Genomic DNA, 19,790 nt, shown 5'->3' on the forward strand with positions numbered 1-19,790 from the left:
CTAAATAAAGAAAAGGGTACCAATGCGTGTTGCGCAGAACTTGGTTAAATAAAAGATGAAATTAAATCGTAAGATGGTGCGTCTACCCTGATTCGAACAGGGGACCTCTACCATGTCAAGGTAGCGCTCTAACCAACTGAGCTATAGACGCATAAAGAATTTTGTTGCACCTGATAGGTGGGCGAATGCCAAGCAACGGCGCGTATAATACTTAGCACAGACACTAGCTGCAAGTAAAACTTATCAAATGATGATTCAAGTGACTAATTTGACAGCAATTAGCCACTTTCTTCAACAATTGCGATTAACTTATATCATTTTAAATGGAAGCGGCTTGATAGCGTCTACTAAGGATCCGTCGTTAACAGCACGCATAAAATATTCACCCAACCTGTCGGTTTCTTTCAATACTGTTTGCCAATACTGGATGCGCGTTTTTGCATCGAGTACTTCAAAATCTTTCCTATCGGGGATTTTGCTATAAGGCAAATTAGCAACAAACGATGCCGAAGGCACAAGCATTACAACGTTATCGTAGCTTGAACGATGAGGCACTCTGCCCTTCAAGCCCTTGTCAAACCACCCTGGAATGGGCTTGTCATAAAAATGAGGGTATAACACTAAGCCATCATCTGGTCCGAAGGACAAATCGAAATGGTAGTCAATAATACCGCCATCTCTATACATTCCGGCTGGCGCCCCTTCAATATGCTGTACGCCCTCAATAACCACAGGAATAGAACCAGACGCTAGCAGCGCGGTATGAATATTTCCATGCGTTAATGCATGGTACTGAGTAGGCAATTGATACGGGTCGTTTATCGCAAACTCCGTACCCGGCGTTGAAAACACGTAGCGCTTATATAAACGAGAAAGGTGTCGTCGGTTCACTGTATTGGCCGCTGCACTCATTGCCAAGCCCGAAAGTTGCCTAAACTTACTTTCAAAACGAGTAGCACCTAAACATTTAGCAACGATCAGGTGCGCTTTAAAGCGGGAGTTAGACAGCACTTCTTGCTTACCTGCTTCATCCACCATTTCTTTCAGCAGGTCTTCAGCTTTAGCCGTAATTTCTCTAGGCGTTGGCTTATCACTGCTATAGGTCGTTGTTGAATAAGAAGAGGCTAGACGATTTATGGCTGCTAGGGGATCATTTTGAACAGCGCAAATGGTACGAAACGCACCTGCTGAAGAGCCAATCACGTGAATTTGATGCTTAACGTTGGCAAACCACTCAGGGAACAGTACGCGATCTAGACCAGCCAGAGAAAACCATTTCGGGCCGCCAGATGCCCCCAGAAAATAGCTAAATAACTCAGGCGTAAACCCGTTTTTCATTATGGATTCACGTGCTTTTTTACCTGCGTATATTTCTAAGGGTGCCACTCAATGTCCTCGCTGTGCGCTAAATAGAAGATCTGTATAAAGCGCTTGATAAATATTTAGGGGGTAGCAAGCCATGACTAATAAACCCAATAACTTCCCCATTTAATTAGTTTCGGGGGAATTTAACAGTTAAAGGCGCGAAAGTAACCTTTATAGCAATGCCCTCACATCTGCTCAGACCAGACTTTTCAACGACTTCACCCGAATCTTAAGGCGTTAGTGCATCTATCACTTTTACAAATATTCGATACTCATCTTCAGTGATATTTTCCAAACGCTTATTTTGCCAAGCCACAATTTTAGGCAACAGCGCCCGATAGATTCGTTCTCCTTCCACTGACAATGAAATTAATGTGGCCCGTTTATCTCGCTTGCTCACACGCTTAACGATAGCATCTCGCTTAACCAATCGCTCCAGCGCTCGCGAAACCTGCACTTTATCTAGTCGTGTTGCAATAGCGATTTCTTTTGCCGTTAGCAGTGATTTTGGCGAGCTTTCATTTCGACCGCCTAATGTGGCTAAGATTCGCCACTCTGGTTTAGTAAGTTTATATTCTGCATATTCTTTTGAGAGCGATTCACTTAAATCGCTCGCAAGCATGGCTACCTTGTAGGCAAGCATATCTTCTAACTGCATGTTTTAAGCCCTTATCACTGTATTACTCTTGCTCTATTTACTTCTGTGACCGCCTTAAGAGCCATGGTTGTTTTTCATTTACCTTAGGCGTTACTTATACCCCACAGTGTCGCTACCATCGGTCGAGCGTTCAGGCGCGCTCAACATTAACCCAGGTAACTTTCACAGCTAACATCGTGCATTAAAAACACACAATACGTGTAACCTTGTAATGGCCCTCACATGAAAGGTGTAAAGCTAGCGTACCAAATGACGTTGGCTCCATTCCCTCTACTCGCCCTTCGCCATTGATTTACATTTCATTTACCTCTAGCCTAAATCACATAGTTTCATTTGTAACTACTTTATTTAGCATTCATCTGTACAGCCACATCGATGGCCGCCTGTGGGAGGGTTTATGGATAATTTATCGTATTTAACGGGTTTTAATAACGAGCACGAGACAGAGGCGCTGCCGGGTGCCCTTCCTAAAGGCCAGTTCAGCCCACAAAAAGTGAATTATAAGCTTTACGCTGAACAGTTTAGCAGTACAGCATTTACTGCCCCACGAGCAGAAAACCGCCGCAGCTGGACATATCGTTTACGCCCTTCTATTGCTATGGGCGACTTTGAAAAAATTGATAACGGCCTGGTAAGAACAGCACCTGAGTCTGATGTCCATTGCCCTCCGAATGTACTCAGGTGGGACCCTGTACCCTTACCAGAAAAAGACGTTGATTTTGTAGACTCGCTTGTAACCATTGCCACTAACGGTGACGCTAAAGCCCAAGTAGGTATGGGCATTCACTGCTACAGTGCCAGTGCTAACATGCAAAATCGTGTTTTCTACTCATCAGACGGAGAAATGCTTATTGTCCCCCAGCTAGGTGACATGCTGATCACCACCGAGTTTGGAAAGCTCAACCTGTCTGTAGGTGAAATAGCCGTTATTCCTCGTGGCGTTCGATTTTCGGTTAACCCTAATAATGGGCCAATTCGCGGATATATATGCGAAAACTACGGTCATCCTTTTGTGCTGCCAGAGCGCGGCCCAGTAGGCGCGAATGGTTATGCGAACCAGCGTGATTTTTGCTATCCCACGGCTTGGTTTGAAGATAATGAGACGCCTCACACTTTGGTAAACAAGTTCTGTGGAAACTTGTTCGAAGCAAAACTCGATCACTCTCCCTTTGATGTGGTGGCTTGGGTAGGTAACTCTGCCCCTTATAAATATGATTTGTCCCGTTTCAACGTTATGAACACCGTAAGTTTTGACCACCCGGATCCATCGATATTTACCGTGCTTACCTCACCATCTGAGCTGGAAGGTACGGCGAACGTTGACTTCGTTATTTTCCCTCCAAGGTGGATGGTTGCTGAAAATACATTTCGCCCACCGTATTACCACAGAAACATTATGAGCGAGTTTATGGGGCTAATTGAGGGGATGTACGACGCCAAAGAACACGGTTTTGTGCCCGGCGGCATGAGCCTTCACAACTGTATGACTCCCCATGGCCCAGAAGCTGAAGTATTTGAAAAAGCCTCGAACGCCGAGCTTTCACCGCAGCGTTATGAAAACACGCTGGCGTTTATGTTTGAATCTCGCTATGCCATTGCGCCAACGGAGTTCGCTTTAAACAGTGATATTCGTCAACGAGATTATTTGGCGTGCTGGAAAGGCCTTAAAAAGTACTACGATGGTGAAAAATAAGCGCCCTGGGATTTGTAACGTTACACGTACCGATACCTAAACGAGCAATTGTACTGATTTTTGAACACTACCGACAAGCATCACCTTTGCTTAATAGTATTTATTTTCAACAAGTTAGGGGAAGTTAGCTTTCCCTAACTCAGCTTCTCATTCACGGGTGAAAACAAAACGTTACAGCTTTGCTTTCCATGCCCAAAATCCTTGAACTCGACACCTATTGCTTGCTTTTTCACTGCGCCCTTACAATCAGGTAACAATTATAAAATGTGATTTACGTTGAGGATGTATCGCTATGGCTGATTTGTTTGAAAACCCTATTGGTTTAGACGGGTTTGAATTTTTAGAGTTCACTGCGCCGAAAAAGGGCATGTTGGAACCCATTTTTGAAGCTATGGGCTTTACCCTTGTTGCTCGCCACAAATCAAAAGACGTGGAATTATGGCGTCAAGGCGACATCAATTTATTAAGTAACTACGAAAAGAAATGTCATGCAGCCTATTATGCCGAAGAACACGGTCCATCAGCGTGTGGTATGGCATTCCGCGTTAAAGATTCACAGCACGCATATAAAGAAGTGCTTGCCCGCGGTGCTCAGCCTATGGACACCCATACCGGTCCAATGGAACTGAAACTTCCTGCTATTAAAGGTATTGGCGGTGCGATGCTTTACCTTATAGACCGTTATGAAGGCGAAAATACCATTTACGACATCGACTTCAATTGGATTGAAGGCGTTGATCGCCATCCTGAAGGATGTGGCTTCCATACGCTCGATCACCTCACCCATAATGTGTACCGCGGCCGCATGAATTTCTGGGCAGGGTTCTACGAAAAGCTATTCAACTTTAAAGAAATTCGCTATTTCGATATTAAAGGTGAATACACGGGTCTATTATCGAAAGCAATGACGGCACCAGACGGTAAAATTCGCATACCGCTAAATGAAGAGGCGGTTGGCGGTGGTGGCCAAATTGAAGAGTTCTTAATGAAGTACAATGGTGAAGGTATTCAGCATATCGCTTTCGCTTGTGACGACCTAGTGGCGTGTTTAGATAAGCTTAAAGCGAAAGGTATGAAGTTTATGACGCCTCCACCAAACACTTACTACGATATGCTTGAAGAGCGTCTTCCTGGGCACGGCGAAAACGTAGATGAGCTACAAAAGCGCGGTATTCTATTAGACGGCACGACGGAAAATGGTGAGCCTCGCCTACTACTTCAGATATTTTCTGAAACCGTTTTCGGCCCAGTATTCTTTGAATTTATCCAACGCAAACAAGATGAAGGTTTCGGCGAGGGTAACTTCAAGGCACTATTTGAGTCAATTGAACGCGATCAGGTAAATCGCGGCGTGCTAAACAAGTAATTCGATAGCTAACACAATACTAGGGCAGCAAGTCTCATCACTTGCTGCCTTTTTCATAAAGCGCGCACGCAGCGCCGCTTGGGTCAATAATGACACAAAAGCTGTCTTTGCCGTGATGACGTATATCACCCGCCTGTTTTCCACCTTTGGAAGTAACTTCTTTCAACGCGGCATCTAGATTTTCTACGGTAAAGTAATTAATCCATCCGCTTGGGTACTGCGCGTTTACACCCCGCTTATGACAAATGCCGCCCACAGGTGTGCCGTCGGCCTTCATCATGACATAATCATTGTAGCCACCCATATCTATGGGTTCTTTCTTCCATCCAGTCACCGCTTCATAAAAGCTGACAAGTTCGTCTGCGTTTTCTACCGTAATATCGCACCATGAAGAATCTGACATTGTCTCTCCCTCTGTTCTTTTGTTTAGGGCTGTTGTTTTGTTAGGGCTCTATTTATGGTTGAGGCATTTTTTCTAGTCAGCGCTTTTGTTCTGATTAGAGATCAAATACCCAGTAAGCTACATAACTGATAAGCGCAATGCCCCATTGCTTCAATAACCAAAACCCAAGACTAAATTAACTACTAACAGTAGTACCTTACTGAATATTTGTTAACTAATAGATCATTTTAATGTACCGATGTTTTAAAGGTAAAAAGGCTAGAGTCTATTGACCTTTGCTGTACATCAAAGATCAACATGGCAAAAAGAGTTCGATCATTTGAATCTCGCGTTTTAGTAATACGCAAATTTCTGAAAAAAGCCATGGTTGTCAAGCTAAGAAATTGCAAAATTACAAAACATTTTTTATTTTAGTTGTAGACATGGCCTGTGGAAAATGCTTGTGAAATTGAGAATGTTATCCACTGAACATTGTTTGTACAGTTTATTTATTCTTTTAAATACATGCACTTACAACAAAGCCCCAAACTACTCAACAAACTTATCCACAGATTAAGTGGATAACACGTAGCACTTAATCACAGTTAGTGGTTTAATGTGAATATCTTCGAAGTTATCTTTTTTTCGGTTTCTCATGCCCAAACAAACACTTTTAGTCAGAGAATCTTTGTTTACCATTCACAGCTTGGATCCTGAAACCAATATCCCCGCATCTGTACTTAATAGCCCTCTTTTTTTCTTAGGTAAAACAGAAGATGAACTATCTATTGTTGTGCCTGACTCGGTAGACGTACCGTCACTAGATAGTGATGAAGGTTGGCGTGCACTTGAACTGTTAGGACCTTTGCACTTGTCCATGGTAGGGATCATGGCCCAAATTGGCCAAGTGTTAGCATCAGCAAAAGTGGCCATATTTGTGGTATCAACCTTCGACACTGACTTCTTTTTAGTAAAAGACAATAAACTAAAAGATGCCATTAGTGCGCTTAAGAAAGCTGGCTATTCGGTAAGTGAGGACGTTTAATACCGTGAATGCTAAGCAACTACAATACGCACCAGACAGTTTTACCAAGCAGTTTGTAACTTTAAGCCCATTTTCAGGGCAAGTGGTTTCACTCTCACACATTGACGATCCCTATTATAAAAGTGGCCTTTTGGGGCCTGGTGCAGCAATAAGCTCAACGTCAAATACTGTCGTATCGCCTTTCGCTGGAAAAGTATTAACTGTTTCCCCGCTAGATTACGCAATCGACATACAGTCTAGCGCGGGCCTTAAATGCAAGATTAAATATGGTGGCGATACTAGTCATTTGCATGGCGCACAATTCGCCTGTTCTTTGAAGCGGGGCGATGAAATAAGACTTAAACAAGTACTTTTTACCGTGAATGCTGCATGGCTAAAGCAGCGCGGTGTTAGCAATACCTGTTCAATGACGTTGCTTAATGCAAATGCGCTTATAGGCGTAGTGCCTACGCATCAAAAGTTTGTCGAAGCGGGCGAAGATACGTTGTTGACACTTTACCTCTAAGGCCTGTTGACCTAATTGTAAAACCGGCTTTCAGTCCTGAATGATTTACTATTAAAAATCATCGCAAGTGAGTTTATCAACGTATCAACAGCTTGTATGATGGAGCACATTGAAAAACAAAAATGTACAGGCGCACTGTTTTCGGGCTATTGCGGTTTTCTATTTTCTCTAGCTCTTCGAAACAGCGCCACATAATGGCACTGTTCTAACCAGCGTCTTTCATTGCAAACAACAAAGTAGTACGGAATAAATCACCATGAGCACAATCCTTTATGGGATCCCAAACTGTGACACCATTAAAAAAGCAAAAAAATGGTTAGCAGACAACGATATCGCTTTCACATTTCACGATTACCGCAAGGACGGGATAGATAACGACTTTCTTGTACGCGCCGAGTCTGAGCTTGGCTGGGAAGCAATGCTCAACAAACGCGGCACGACCTTTCGCCAGCTAGAAGAGCAAGAGAAAGCGAATCTAGATAAAGATAAAGCACTGGCCCTGCTAGAGCTTCATCCTGCCATGGTTAAACGCCCTATCCTTGTTCATGACAACGCGTTTTATATTGGCTTCAAACCCGCGCAGTATGAGGAAATATTTTGTTAAACGACTCTGTTATTGAAATTGCGAAAGAATTAATTAACCGCCGTTCTGTAACGCCAGAAGACGCAGGTTGCCAAGAAGCCATGGGCGAGTTTTTAGGTGCTTTAGGGTTTAATAACGAAACCATGGTATTTGAAGACACGACGAACCTTTGGTCTCGCAGAGGTAAAGAAGGCCCGGTATTTTGTTTCGCAGGCCACACTGATGTAGTGCCTAGTGGCCCTGAGTCAGCATGGAAAACACCGCCATTTACCGCGACAGAAGTTGACGGTTATCTGCATGGGCGCGGCGCAGCTGACATGAAAGGCAGTCTTGCCGCTATGCTAGTTGCCACCCGCGAGTTTGTGAACAAATACCCTGATCACAAGGGAAGTATTGCGTACCTTATTACTAGCGACGAAGAAGGCCCTTTTATAAACGGTACCACCCGCGTTATTGATACCCTTGAAGCCCGCAACGAAAAAATTGATTGGTGTATTGTTGGCGAACCCTCTTCAACCGATGAAGTAGGCGATATTGTTAAGAATGGCCGTAGAGGTTCATTAACGGGTGATTTAATAGTAAAAGGTATCCAAGGCCATGTCGCCTACCCTCATTTAGCTAAAAACCCTGTTCATAGTGCAATGGCGGCCCTTGACGAGCTAGCTAAATCTCATTGGGATAACGGTAACGACTTTTTCCCTCCCACCAGCTTCCAGATATCAAACATTCACGCGGGTACAGGTGCGGGCAATGTTATCCCGGGCGAGATGCACGTTTGCTTCAACTTCCGTTTTTCAACGGAAGTAACCGACCAAATTCTCATTGAGAGAGTCACGGCAATTTTGGAAGCCCATGAACTGGAGTACGAGATTAAATGGACGTTTAACGGTCAACCCTTTTTGACCGATACGGGTGCCCTGTTAGAAGCCACTCAAGGTGCAATAGCGGCAGTTAAAGGAACACCTACCGTGCTGTCTACTGCTGGCGGTACATCAGATGGTCGCTTTATCGCGCCAACAGGTGCACAAGTGATAGAGCTAGGCCCGGTGAATGCCACTATTCACAAAATTGACGAGTGCGTGAAAATGTCTGACCTTGAACAGCTTGCTGATATGTACTTCGGTATCTTAGAACGCTTGCTGGCTAAATAGCCGCAATTGATGGTTATGAATCAAGTGCCAGAAAAAGCGTGGTTGGGCCAGCACAACGACTATCTCGTTGATGCTGGCAACGGCCATAGACTGCATCGCGACGTGATATCGCCGTTTCTTGCCATGCAAGATGCTGCGCAAAAAGACGGTATAGACTTACAGTTGGTCAGTAGCTTTCGTGATTTTGACAGACAAACTGCCATTTTTAACCGCAAATGGGCAGGTCAAGCACAGCTTCTTGATACCAACGGTGAGGAACTGCCATTCGAGGCACTAAGCGATAATGAAAAGCTTCATGCTATTTTGACATGGTCAGCACTTCCTGGCGGCAGTCGCCACCACTGGGGCACTGACATCGACGTGTACGACAGAGCTGCCGTGCATAACTGGGGGGGTAAGTTTAATCTTGTCGAAAGCGAATATCTGCCTGACGGACCGTGCCATGCTCTTTCATGTTGGCTAGCTGACAATATGGAACAGTTTGGCTTTTATCGTCCTTTTTCGGTTAATACGGGTGGCGTCGCAGTAGAGCCATGGCATTTAAGCTTTCGAAACACAGCGTGTGTTTTCGAAAATGCCAGGCATTTAGATGGCTTTACAAAAGCCATAGAACAAAGCGATATAGAAGGTAAAACATGTATTTTGCCACAGCTACCTAGCTTGTATAATCGCTACGTATTGAACAAAGGGCTGTAGCCTACGGAATTTTTATGAGTACTACCTGGGTCATCATCATTATTGTTTTAGTATTGGGCGTTGTGATTGGGAATATCACGCTGCTTAAATACAGTGCTAGATTTAAATTTCCGACACCTTCTAATCCTTATGATGAAAGTGACGACGATTCAAACAAGGGCAGTGAAAGCGCGAGTACATCCCCTAAAGACCAAGATAAAAACAGCAACACCCCAATGAAATAACCCTATTCTGATAGAGTCTGTCGCGGCATTTTAATCGAAGCCCTGAGTAGAGCTTTTATAATTAGAATCTTTTACCCATTGTTGGCACTTCAGTATTAGGGCTCTCAATTATTCATTCACAAATCACTTTTCACATTTAAACACACTCTAAGAGGTTCTAGACGTGTCTAAAAAACAATCCTTACTGGGCAATATCGGCGTACAAGTTGTCATTGCCATGATTATTGGCACCGCTGTTGGCGCCTTTATGGGTGAAAGCGCCGAAATGTTCGCACCACTGGGCGCCATTTTTATCAATTTAATTAAAATGCTGGTCATTCCACTGGTGGCAGTGGCCCTTATCTCTGGCGCTGCGGGGCTTGGCAACAGCACTAATGCAGGAAAAGTGGGACTAACTACCCTTGCTTATTTTGCTTTAACGTCAGCACTTGCCGTAACACTGGCCCTCATTATGGGTGAAGTGTTTAAGCCAGGAATAGGTATCGACGTTTCTGCGGTAGAAGGTATGTTCTCTGGTGAATACGCTTCTAAAGGTGAGCTACCTTCGTTTTGGGCTACCGTTACGGGTATGATCCCCACCAACGTATTTGCGTCGTTAACCAACGCGAACATTCTTCAAATTTTGGTGTTTTGTTTGTTCTTTGGCCTCGCCCTTTCTAAACAGCCTAAAAAGAACCGCGAGCCTATTTTAAATGGCGTGAACACTATCGTTGATGCCATGGTGTGGATGATCAACTGTGTGATGAAAATCGCGCCTATCGGCGTATTTGGTTTAATGGCTGAGGCAGTAGGAACATTTGGTTTTGCCGCGCTCATGGTGGTATTCAAACTCTTCTTGGTGTTTACTGCGGCGATTTTAGTATTTGGTTTTGTGGTTTACCCGCTTTTGGTACAGCTATTTACAAAAACGTCGGCTAAATCATTTCTCGTGGCTATGAAAAAGCCTCAGGCGGTAGCTCTTTCAACCGCGTCATCCATGGCGACACTGCCGGTTACTATGAATACAGTAGAGAATGAGCTAGGTGTAAGAAACGCAACGGCATCTTTCGTACTGCCGTTAGGCGCCACCATCAACATGAGCGGAAATGCCATTTATTATGGCTTGGTAGCGGTGTTTTTTGCGCAGCTTTTCAATATAGATTTATCAATGGGTGCATATGTTGCCATTATCCTAACGTCTACCCTTGGCGCGGTTGGTCAAGCGGGCGTTCCTGGGCCATCATTCTTGGTCGTTGCAGTGTTGCTTGCTGCCGGCATTCCCATTGAAGGTTTACCCCTGCTATTTGCCTTGGACAGAATTTTCGACATGATCCGCACTGCGCTAAATATTACGGGTGATGCAGCATGCGCAGTGATCGTAGATACGATTGCCATTGATGCTGATGCTGTTGAAGAGCAGGTAATAGAAAATACGGCCAATTAAAGCTGCGCTTTACAGCAAACGAAAAAGGTGGCCTTTGCCACCTTTTTAGTCTTGTTAGCAACGCGAACAACACGCTACTGTGGTTGTGTAGCGCCTTTGTTTTTCACATACTTTTCAAGCCACTGATCTTGTTCCCAAAGCGTGTGTAAAACACTTTCCTTGGCACGATATCCATGACTCTCCTTAGGCAACATAACTAAACGTGTCACCGCACCTAAGCCTTTGAGCGCGTTAAAATAACGCTCACTTTGCATCGGGTATGTACCGGAATTATTATCAGCCTCACCATGAATAAGTAAAAGCGGGGTTTTCATTTTTTCAGCATGCATAAATGGCGACATGGTGTAATACACCTCTGGTGCATCCCAGTAATGGCGCTCCTCCGACTGAAAACCAAATGGTGTGAGTGTGCGGTTGTAAGCACCAGAACGTGCAATTCCTGCGGCAAATAAGTCAGAGTGCGACAACAGGTTTGCCACCATAAACGCACCATAACTATGCCCGCCCACTGCAACACGCGCTGGGTCAATAATTCCTTTTTGGTCAAGTGCATCTATCGCCGCTTTTGCATTAGCAACGAGCTGAGGCCTAAAGGTATCATTTGGCTCTTCATCACCCTCTCCTACGATAGGGAATGAAGCATCGTCCAATACAACGTAGCCCTTGGTAACCCAATAAATAGGTGAACCGTACCACGGGTAAATGAATCGATTGGGGTTTTGCGTGTTTTGACCCGCGCTTGACTTGTCCTTAAATTCTTCTGGATAAGCCCATAAGATCATAGGGTAGCGCTTGCCTTGCTCATAGTCTGTTGGCAAATACAAAGTGCCCGTTAAGTCCAATCCATCTTTACGCTTGTACGTAATCACTTCTTTTTTTACGTTTTGAATGCTTTCAAACGGGTTTTCAAAGTGTGTTAATTGCGTCAACGTATTGTTTTTTAAATTGCGGAAATAGTAATTAGGGTAGTCACGCTTAGACTCAATTCTTACCAACAAGCGATCGTTTTTAATATTGAAATCACGCAAGTCCTCAAATTTGTCTGTGTACGCGCTTTTATATACACGCGATGTTTCAAGGGTTTCTAAATCTAACTTATCCAAGAATGGAAACTGTCCTTCAGGTGTAAACCCATCCCCTAACAAAAACGCATTATTTCCTTCTACTGCTAGCACATCTTTAAAATATCCATTTTTACGGGTAACAAAGTTGCCAGGGTCGCTGTATTTATCTTGATAGCTTCGATTTGAAATAATTTGCGCAGACTGACTTTGGTCTGGGCTAAACAAGTACGTTTTAATATTGCGCGTATTCCACCAATAATCCATGGCGATGGCAACGCTATCGTTATTCCAAATGAAGCGGTAGAACCTGTCTTCTGTTTTAAGAATTTGCTCTGCTTCACCGTTAAACGGTGCTTCCAGCTGCATAAGTTTATCGCGGTGCGTCACCTCGACTTCTGGGTCGCCCCCATCAAGCGCTTCGGCATACACAATCGTGTTGGGTTTGTCGTTGCGCCATTGAACATCGCGAGGCCCCGTTCGAACAGCCATAAAACCTTGTGGTAGGTCTTCAATAAGCGGAACGTCTACGAGCGTTTTTACTAGCTTGCCTTTTTTATCGTATAAGTTAATGCTGTGCCCAAAGCGCTGATAGGTCACTAAATAAGAAAATGGCGCTTTATATTCCTCGACCATCACATAGTCGCCGGCGGGAGAAACGCTAACATCGCCATACATACCTGATGCAAGCCAAGGTGAAGCCTTGCCTTTTAGTGGAACCTTATAAATTTCAGACCGCGCTAGTTGCTCAAAATTAAACTCGTCGTTTTTGTTTTTGAGTAAGTCTTGGTAGGTGCGGTTTTGTGCTTTTTTGCCGTCACTTACTGAAATCGTTGGGCCGCTTGGCACGGCAACACTGGTATCGATTAACGCTTTTCTGTCTTTCGGTACGACTTTAGCCAAAAGAGAACGACTATCCGCATTCCAGTTCAACGTATCGCTCATATTTGCATTGATAGGTTTGTCAAAGACCTTTCTGGCGGTTGCTGCTTCAATATCAAGCACCCAAAGTTCAACGCCCTTCTTCGCTGTATGAGTAAATGCCATGTAGCGCTGGTTAGGGGACCAAGTAAAATTGGTTAACCGAGGCGCTTCTGGCATACCTTTAATAGTAAGGCTATCATTACTACCTACCCGCTGAACCTGAAGATTGTTGTAATACGTTACGCGGCTTCCAATGTTAGTAGTAGGGTCAATTCTTAGCCCTGCTAAACGAAGCTCTTCTTTCGATAAGTCTTCTATCGACTTATAGTTGTCGCGAAACAACAGCACTATATTCTGTTGTGCATCGTCTACCAGTGTCGCTGGAGCTAGCGTAACGTCAACCAAATCGAGAATTTCTTTAGACGGCTTTTGATATTTCAGTGCGTCCTGCGCAAATAGCTGACAGGAGCATGCGGCGAGTAGGACAAACATCCATTTTCTTAGCATTACATTTCCTTAGTTTGAACTTTTGAGGATAAATAGGAACGAAAAAGCGAGGTATTGCCGTCGTTAAGAACAACTGGCGAAAACCTCGCTTTGATCAAGTAGGTAATTGCATACTTTGAGGTGTGCGAGCTTTTTGATTTTATAAAGGGGTTGTTTTCACTGCGGTACCGCTAATGCTCACCATAAGCATACTGCCTTTATCGCCAATCACTTGATAGTCTAAGTCGATGCCAACCACAGCATTTGCGCCCACACTTCTCGCCTCGTGCTCAAGCTCAGTAAACGCTAACTTTCGTGCAGTGGTTAGCTCTTCTTCATATGAACCTGAGCGACCACCCACGATGTCGCGAATAGAAGCGAAAAGATCTTTAAATACGTTTGCGCCCATCACGGCCTCGCCCACAACAATACCGTAATAAGCTTCAATTTTATGCCCTTCAAGCGTTGGGGTAGTTGAAACAATCATGCGTAACTCCTTTTAATGTGAACTGTTTATTCTGCGCTATTTAGGACAAACGTCCTTTAGCTGTTATCTTTAAACCACTGCTGAATAGACTTAACAAGCGCCTGTGCATTGTTGGAATCATAAGCCACAGTGGGCTGGTTGCCCCACACCGGTTTTGGCCACGCACAATCATTTTCAAAACGTGCGACGTGATGAACATGAAGCTGCCTTACCACATTGCCTAGTGCTGCCACATTAAGTTTAAGCGGTGAAAACAAGGCCTGCATGGCTTTTGATGCCAATGCAGACTCTTTAAGTAAAGTAATCTGCTCTTCTTCTGACAAATCGATAATTTCCGCAATATCATTTCTCATTGGCACTAAAATGAGCCAAGGAAACTGACTATCATTCATCAACAGTACACGACACAGCGAAAGATCACAGACAAAAAATGTATCATTGTGTAAACGGCTATCAAGTTTAAACATCTAGCTTATCCAACGTAGTAGGCACAACGGTTAACAAGGCGCGTTGCCCAATGGCCACTTTTGCATTCGGAAAAACAATGGCTTCGCCGTCCTGCTCTGCTATGTACTCTTTACCCGGTTCAGAAGCCAATACCGTACCTTTAGGGTAGTCAGTAAAGTTGGGCGTATCGTCATCGAAATGAAGCGTAAACTGTTCTTCGTTTCGGTTTATAACTTGGTTCACGCGATAAATATCAAGGTCATCCATATCAACCGTAGGCGCGTACTCGGTTTGAGTAATTAGCTGCGTTATCGCTTGTTTCGCATCTTCAAATCGACGCATATCGTTTTGCCCAAATGGACGCACTTTGCCGAGTTCAACCGTAAACGCGTGCGCGTTGTATTGATATGACGAGAAATAGCTAAAGGTGGTTGTCGAACTTTCCGACAGCAATATGGTTTTCACACCACACGCTGCGAGAAATGCCAGCTGGCCTTTGCTGTGTATTCTGTCATGAAGATAAGGATATACCGCAAACTTTTCATTTTTTGAGGCGCGAATTGCGGTGTGTAGGTCGTAGTGATATCGGGTGCCCTCACCCGCTTCGAAGAAAGACGCCACAGCGCCTTCAAGCTGTTTAGCACGAACGCGCTCTTCGTTCACTAAACCTTCGCCTTTCGAGTGTGCTCCGCTAAACAAGCGGTTCATGTTCTCTTCAACGAAACGCTCTGCAATATCCATCGCGGGCAGGTTGCCAAATAAGAACAAAACATCATGTGCCAGCGTTATGTTCCCTGTAAGGATCCCCTTAACCAAATCATCACAGATTTCGATAGGTGCGGTTTCATTACCGTGAACACCACACGATAAAACAATGCGTTTATTAGGCTTAGAGGTTGGCTGCACTGAAAAACTAATAATGCCAGGTGCGGTAATATCGACGAGTGTACCATTAGCTAATGTAAATTGATGAGAGCGTTCAAATAATGCGGAATTACGGCGAGAAAGTGTTAAAAATTGGCCGCTTTCGATAAGTTCTTGCATAAGTGTGAGCTTTGTCTACGTTGTCTAATCTCGAATGCTTCCAGTGTACCCAGACAGGCCTTCAAAATCACGTTATCTCACTGTTTAATTCCCAGTAGCTGTAAGCATTGAACAACGCAACTACAGTTTGCCGCTCTTTCAGATACTACGCTTGAGCGCGTCTAGGCGAGTTGCCGATAATTATCTCTTGTTGGGTAAGCTGTACGAAATCATCGAATGGAATGGCGCGAGAGAACAGGTATCCCTGCCCTTGTGTAACCCCTATTTCTCTGAGTATGTGAAGCTGCTCTACGGTTTCTATGCCCTCGGCGACTACACAGCACTCTTTTGCATGCCCTATCACTTTCGCCGCTTCGATAATGGCGCGATTAACAGGGTGAGCTTCAAGTTCCATCACAAAGGACTTATCGATTTTCAGCGCATCCAAATCCAGATCTCGAATATAAGCAAGATTTGAATACCCTTTACCAAAATCATCTACAGAAATAGATACGCCTAAGCTTCGCAGCTCATCTAACTGCTTTTTCACCATTAATGAATTAGACAGTGCCACGTCCTCGGTAAGCTCCAACTCGATTAACGAAAGCGGCATTGAATACGTACGACTCAGCATCGTCAGTGTTGGGACTAACTGGTTGTCGTATAACTGTGTGGGGGAAATATTCACAGACAGCATTAAGGACCGCTTTATTAGGTCCAATTCCGAGAGCGCCCTAAAGGCTTGCTCAAGCGTCCAGTAGCCCAGTTCGCTCATCATATTATACGACTCGGCCGCTTCGATTAGCGGACCTGGAAATAAGACGCCATCAAGGGGGTGATTCCAGCGAAGTAAGCACTCAGCCCCCACTACTTCTAGCGTTGTCAGATCGACTTTTGGTTGATAGTAAAGCTCGAGTTCATTTTGTGCTAATGCACGTTTTAAATCTGCTTTTAGCGCTAAACTTCTGCCCGTGTCGGTTTTGTCTGACTTAGTCAACGCGAAGTAATTTTCGTATTTGTTTTCTTTTGCTTGTTTTAAAGCCGTTTCCGCTCGGGAAACAAAGGAAGTGATATCAAAGTCATTCTTAATACTGCACACCACACCTACGTTAAAGTCTGCGATAAAAGCCGTACCATCGTAATGCATTGGCGTTTTGAAATGCTCGACTAAGCGTTCGAACATTTGTCGCATTACGGTTTCATTACTTTCATTAGGAAAAACGATGCCAAAAACATCACCACTGATACGGCCAATCGATACCGCAGTTCCAAATAGGAGTTGGATGCGGTTGGCTATTTCAAGTAAAAAGCGATCGCCTACATGAATGCCCAGACTGGTTGTCACATCAGAAAAACGCACTACATCGACCAGCATCAATGAAATAGAAGCACTGCGAGACGCTTGCTTCGAAATGCTATCGATAAACGCATAGCGATTGGGAATGGTTGCCAGTGATGTGTGTTGGCTCATGATGTTTTCCTTGAGCTTTACGCTTCGAGGTACTAAAAACAACTAGTTATATAAAACCATGGCGCTACGAAAGGCGCAACGACAGTAACGTATTATTTTGTATACCGTCTTATACTTTTGTACAACATTAGCCTAATATTGGACAAAAACATGGCTGTAGTACTTATTTCTGGTGACGTTAAGAACAAACTGCGCCGTATTTTGAACCCAATACGAAACAACGAAGAAGTATTTAGAGGGTAATAAAAAACCCGGCGAGTGTACCACTGCCGGGCTATTTCTTTACGGTTCTGCGATTAGCTTTCAATCTTACACGGTGAAAGTTTCCAAACGCGTTCTACGTAGTCACGAATTGAACGATCTGAGGTAAATTTACCCATCTTCGCTGTATTGATGATGGCCATTTCCGCCCAACGCTCTTTGTCGCGGTATGCAGCATCAACTGCAATTTGTGCATCAGAATAAGCACGGAAATCTGCAAGCACCATGTACGGGTCACCGTTATCAAGTAAGCTTTGCTTAATTGACACCAATGCACCTGGTTTACCTGGCGTAAAGTAATCCGTTTCTAACCAATCCAGTACAGCTTTAATTTCTGGATCTTTATAGTAGTAGTCATGTGGGTTATAGCCATTCGCTTTAAGCTCGTTCACTTCTTCTACTGTAAGCCCGAAGATAAAGATGTTGTCATCGCCCACTTCTTCAGCAATTTCAACGTTTGCACCATCAAGTGTACCAATAGTTACCGCACCGTTCAGTGCAAGCTTCATATTACCGGTTCCTGATGCCTCTTTACCTGCCGTACTGATTTGCTCAGATACGTCTGCCGCTGGAATCATTTTTTCAGCGAGTGATACACGGTAGTTTGGTAAGAATGCTACTTTAATCTTGTTATTTACGCGCGGATCGTTGTTGATCTTATCCGCTACCTTGTTAATAGCGAAGATAATATCTTTCGCAAGCTTGTAGCCCGGTGCGGCTTTAGCACCAAACACAAATACACGCGGGTGCATATCGTAATCAGGGTTTTCTAGAATACGACGGTATAGCGCCATAATATTCAGAAGCGCTAAGTGTTGACGCTTATACTCGTGCAAACGCTTAATCTGCACATCGAAAATGGCGTTAACGTCTACTTCTATATCAAGTGACTTGCGAATTTCCTCTGCTAGCAACTCTTTGTTCTCAAGCTTCACTTTCATGAACTGCTTCTGGAACGTTTTATTGCTCGCAAATTTAGCTAACCCTTGCAGTTTGTCTAAGTCGCGCGGCCAGTCTTCACCAATCTTTTTATCGATTAGCTTAGACAGCGCTGGGTTACACGCTTTCAACCAGCGGCGTGGTGTAATACCGTTGGTTACATTAGTTAGCTTACCTGGGTATAGTTCATCGAACTCTGGGAACAGAGACGACTTAACAAGACGAGAGTGCATTTCTGCCACACCGTTAACGGCAAATGAACCGATTACCGACAGGTGGCCCATACGAACCATCTTCTCGTTACCTTCTTCAATGATTGAAAGCTTAGCTTTCATGGCATTGTCACCAGGCCACTTCTTATCAACCTCTGCCATAAAGCGGTGGTTAATTTCATAAATGATTTCTAGATGACGAGGAAGGATCTTCTCAATCATGCGCGCAGGCCACTTTTCAAGTGCTTCTGGTAGCAAGGTGTGGTTGGTATATGCAAATACTTTTGTACAAATCCCCCACGCTTCATCCCAGCCAAGCTCTGCGCGGTCAACAAGAATGCGCATTAGCTCTGGTATAGAAATAGCTGGGTGCGTGTCGTTTAGCTGAATAACAACCTGATCGGCGAAACGGCTCCAATCGTCACCATGAGCACGCTTGTAACGACGGATAATGTCTTTAAGCGAGCACGAGCAGAAGAAGTACTGCTGAATAAGGCGAAGTTCTTTACCCGCTTCGGTCTCATCGTTTGGATAAAGTACTTTTGAAATCGTTTCAGCTGATACATTTTCACGCTGTGCATCAACATAACCACCCGCATTGAATACGTCCCAGTTGAAGTAGTCAGACGCTTCTGACTGCCACAACCGCAGTACGTTTACGGTTTTACCTTCGTAGCCTACAACCGGAATGTCCCACGGCACACCTTTTACAATTGAGCCAGGGTGCCATTCTTTTAGCACTCGTCCGTTGTCGCCATATTTAGTCTCTACATAGCCGTAAAGCGATACTTCTTGAATAGATTCTGGACGGCAAATTTCCCATGGATTACCGTAGTCACGCCAGCTGTCTGGACGCTCGATTTGCGCACCGCTTTTAATTTCTTGGCGGAACAAACCGTGCTCGTAATGAATACCATAACCTATTGCAGGTAATTCCATTGTCGCCAGTGAGTCGATGAAGCAAGCCGCTAGTCGGCCAAGGCCACCATTACCTAGCGCCATATCAGGCTCTTCTTCAAGAATGTCTGAAATTTCAACACCTAGCTCTTTCAACGCGCCACTAGCTACATCGAATAGGCCAAAGTTTTGCAGGTTGTTTGAAAGCAAACGGCCCATTAGGAATTCAGCAGAGAAATAATGAACGGCGCGCGTGTCGTTCAGGTAATGACTTTTCTGGGTTTTGCGCAACCCTTCAAGTACTTGTTCTTGAATTGCAGCGCACGTTGCTTTCCACCAAGCGTGATTGTTTGCTTTGTTTTCGTCGGTGCCTAGCGTGCAGTGTAAGTGTTTAATAACCGCTGCTTTGAATGCAGCCTTATCGATCACTGGAGAGGGTTGCGTCTTGGTCGCTTTTGCGTTCATTTTGCGTCTCACTCTTAAGTAGAAGC

General features: G+C 44.4%; 18 protein-coding genes and 1 tRNA gene. 9 read left to right on the top strand and 10 right to left on the bottom strand.

Annotated features, from left to right (window positions below; translation table 11 throughout):
• Positions 1-74: 74 nt before the first annotated feature.
• The 3 genes from F0261_RS13355 to F0261_RS13365 all read right to left on the bottom strand — a co-directional run bounded on the left by F0261_RS13355 (position 75) and on the right by F0261_RS13365 (position 2,023).
• Positions 75-151 (bottom strand) — tRNA-Val (locus F0261_RS13355).
• Between the two features lie 158 nt (positions 152-309).
• On the bottom strand, positions 310-1,386 hold the full coding sequence (locus F0261_RS13360) for a patatin-like phospholipase family protein (protein WP_171338209.1): 1,077 nt from the start codon (positions 1,384-1,386) through the stop codon (positions 310-312).
• A gap of 208 nt (positions 1,387-1,594) precedes the next feature.
• Positions 1,595-2,023, bottom strand: coding sequence for a MarR family winged helix-turn-helix transcriptional regulator (locus F0261_RS13365; protein WP_014976177.1), 429 nt, complete (start codon positions 2,021-2,023; stop codon positions 1,595-1,597).
• Between the two features lie 397 nt (positions 2,024-2,420).
• Between F0261_RS13365 and hmgA the strand changes: the two genes are divergently transcribed.
• Both hmgA and hppD read left to right on the top strand, forming a co-directional pair.
• Positions 2,421-3,716, top strand: a complete 1,296-nt coding sequence (gene hmgA, locus F0261_RS13370; protein WP_171338210.1) for a homogentisate 1,2-dioxygenase — start codon at positions 2,421-2,423, stop codon at positions 3,714-3,716.
• Positions 3,717-4,008: 292 nt separating this feature from the next.
• The gene (gene hppD / locus F0261_RS13375; protein ID WP_014949049.1) at positions 4,009-5,082 is read left to right on the top strand and encodes a 4-hydroxyphenylpyruvate dioxygenase; all 1,074 of its coding nucleotides are present in this window, start codon (positions 4,009-4,011) and stop codon (positions 5,080-5,082) included.
• 37 nt (positions 5,083-5,119) lie between these two features.
• On the opposite strand, the gene F0261_RS13380 is transcribed toward hppD, so the two are convergent.
• The gene (locus F0261_RS13380; RefSeq protein ID WP_171338211.1) at positions 5,120-5,485 is read right to left on the bottom strand and encodes a VOC family protein; all 366 of its coding nucleotides are present in this window, start codon (positions 5,483-5,485) and stop codon (positions 5,120-5,122) included.
• Between the two features lie 634 nt (positions 5,486-6,119).
• On the opposite strand from F0261_RS13380, the gene F0261_RS13385 reads away from it, so the two are divergent.
• The 7 genes from F0261_RS13385 (at position 6,120) to F0261_RS13415 (ending at position 11,091) form a co-directional block, all read left to right on the top strand.
• The gene (locus tag F0261_RS13385) at positions 6,120-6,509 is read left to right on the top strand and encodes an ACT domain-containing protein (protein ID WP_014949047.1); all 390 of its coding nucleotides are present in this window, start codon (positions 6,120-6,122) and stop codon (positions 6,507-6,509) included.
• Between the two features lie 4 nt (positions 6,510-6,513).
• Positions 6,514-7,014, top strand: coding sequence for a PTS glucose transporter subunit IIA (locus F0261_RS13390; protein WP_171338212.1), 501 nt, complete (start codon positions 6,514-6,516; stop codon positions 7,012-7,014).
• Between the two features lie 256 nt (positions 7,015-7,270).
• Complete coding sequence (locus tag F0261_RS13395) at positions 7,271-7,618, top strand: ArsC family reductase (RefSeq protein WP_014949045.1); 348 nt, start codon at positions 7,271-7,273, stop codon at positions 7,616-7,618.
• Positions 7,612-8,748 carry a succinyl-diaminopimelate desuccinylase gene (gene dapE / locus F0261_RS13400; RefSeq protein WP_014978913.1) on the top strand — a complete coding sequence of 379 codons (1,137 nt, stop codon included), beginning with the start codon at positions 7,612-7,614 and terminating at the stop codon, positions 8,746-8,748. Before F0261_RS13395 ends, dapE begins: the two co-directional genes overlap by 7 nt.
• Positions 8,749-8,757: 9 nt before the next feature.
• Positions 8,758-9,444, top strand: a complete 687-nt coding sequence (locus F0261_RS13405; protein ID WP_014978912.1) for a M15 family metallopeptidase — start codon at positions 8,758-8,760, stop codon at positions 9,442-9,444.
• A gap of 14 nt (positions 9,445-9,458) precedes the next feature.
• Positions 9,459-9,668, top strand: a complete 210-nt coding sequence (locus F0261_RS13410) for a DUF2897 family protein (protein ID WP_171338213.1) — start codon at positions 9,459-9,461, stop codon at positions 9,666-9,668.
• Positions 9,669-9,831: 163 nt separating this feature from the next.
• Complete coding sequence (locus F0261_RS13415; RefSeq protein WP_014978910.1) at positions 9,832-11,091, top strand: dicarboxylate/amino acid:cation symporter; 1,260 nt, start codon at positions 9,832-9,834, stop codon at positions 11,089-11,091.
• A 74-nt stretch (positions 11,092-11,165) separates the two neighbouring features.
• On the opposite strand, the gene F0261_RS13420 is transcribed toward F0261_RS13415, so the two are convergent.
• From F0261_RS13420 to F0261_RS13445, 6 genes are all read right to left on the bottom strand, one after another.
• Positions 11,166-13,583 carry a S9 family peptidase gene (locus tag F0261_RS13420; RefSeq protein WP_171338214.1) on the bottom strand — a complete coding sequence of 806 codons (2,418 nt, stop codon included), beginning with the start codon at positions 13,581-13,583 and terminating at the stop codon, positions 11,166-11,168.
• A gap of 139 nt (positions 13,584-13,722) precedes the next feature.
• Entirely contained in the window at positions 13,723-14,049 is a 327-nt protein-coding gene (locus F0261_RS13425) for a heavy metal-binding domain-containing protein (protein WP_014978908.1), read from the bottom strand.
• Between the two features lie 56 nt (positions 14,050-14,105).
• Positions 14,106-14,516, bottom strand: coding sequence for an HIT domain-containing protein (locus tag F0261_RS13430; protein WP_171338215.1), 411 nt, complete (start codon positions 14,514-14,516; stop codon positions 14,106-14,108).
• Positions 14,509-15,540 (bottom strand): succinylglutamate desuccinylase, encoded by a 1,032-nt coding sequence (astE, locus tag F0261_RS13435; RefSeq protein WP_014978906.1) that lies wholly within the window; start codon positions 15,538-15,540, stop codon positions 14,509-14,511. Before astE ends, F0261_RS13430 begins: the two co-directional genes overlap by 8 nt.
• A gap of 145 nt (positions 15,541-15,685) precedes the next feature.
• A complete protein-coding gene (locus tag F0261_RS13440) occupies positions 15,686-16,990 on the bottom strand; it encodes a bifunctional diguanylate cyclase/phosphodiesterase (protein ID WP_014978905.1) in 1,305 nt (434 codons plus the stop codon).
• Positions 16,991-17,286: 296 nt separating this feature from the next.
• Positions 17,287-19,764 carry a glycogen/starch/alpha-glucan phosphorylase gene (locus F0261_RS13445; protein WP_014949036.1) on the bottom strand — a complete coding sequence of 826 codons (2,478 nt, stop codon included), beginning with the start codon at positions 19,762-19,764 and terminating at the stop codon, positions 17,287-17,289.
• Positions 19,765-19,790: the final 26 nt, after the last annotated feature.

This window comes from Alteromonas sp. 07-89-2, from assembly GCF_013113925.1.
Classification (GTDB): Bacteria; Pseudomonadota; Gammaproteobacteria; order Enterobacterales; family Alteromonadaceae; genus Alteromonas; species Alteromonas macleodii.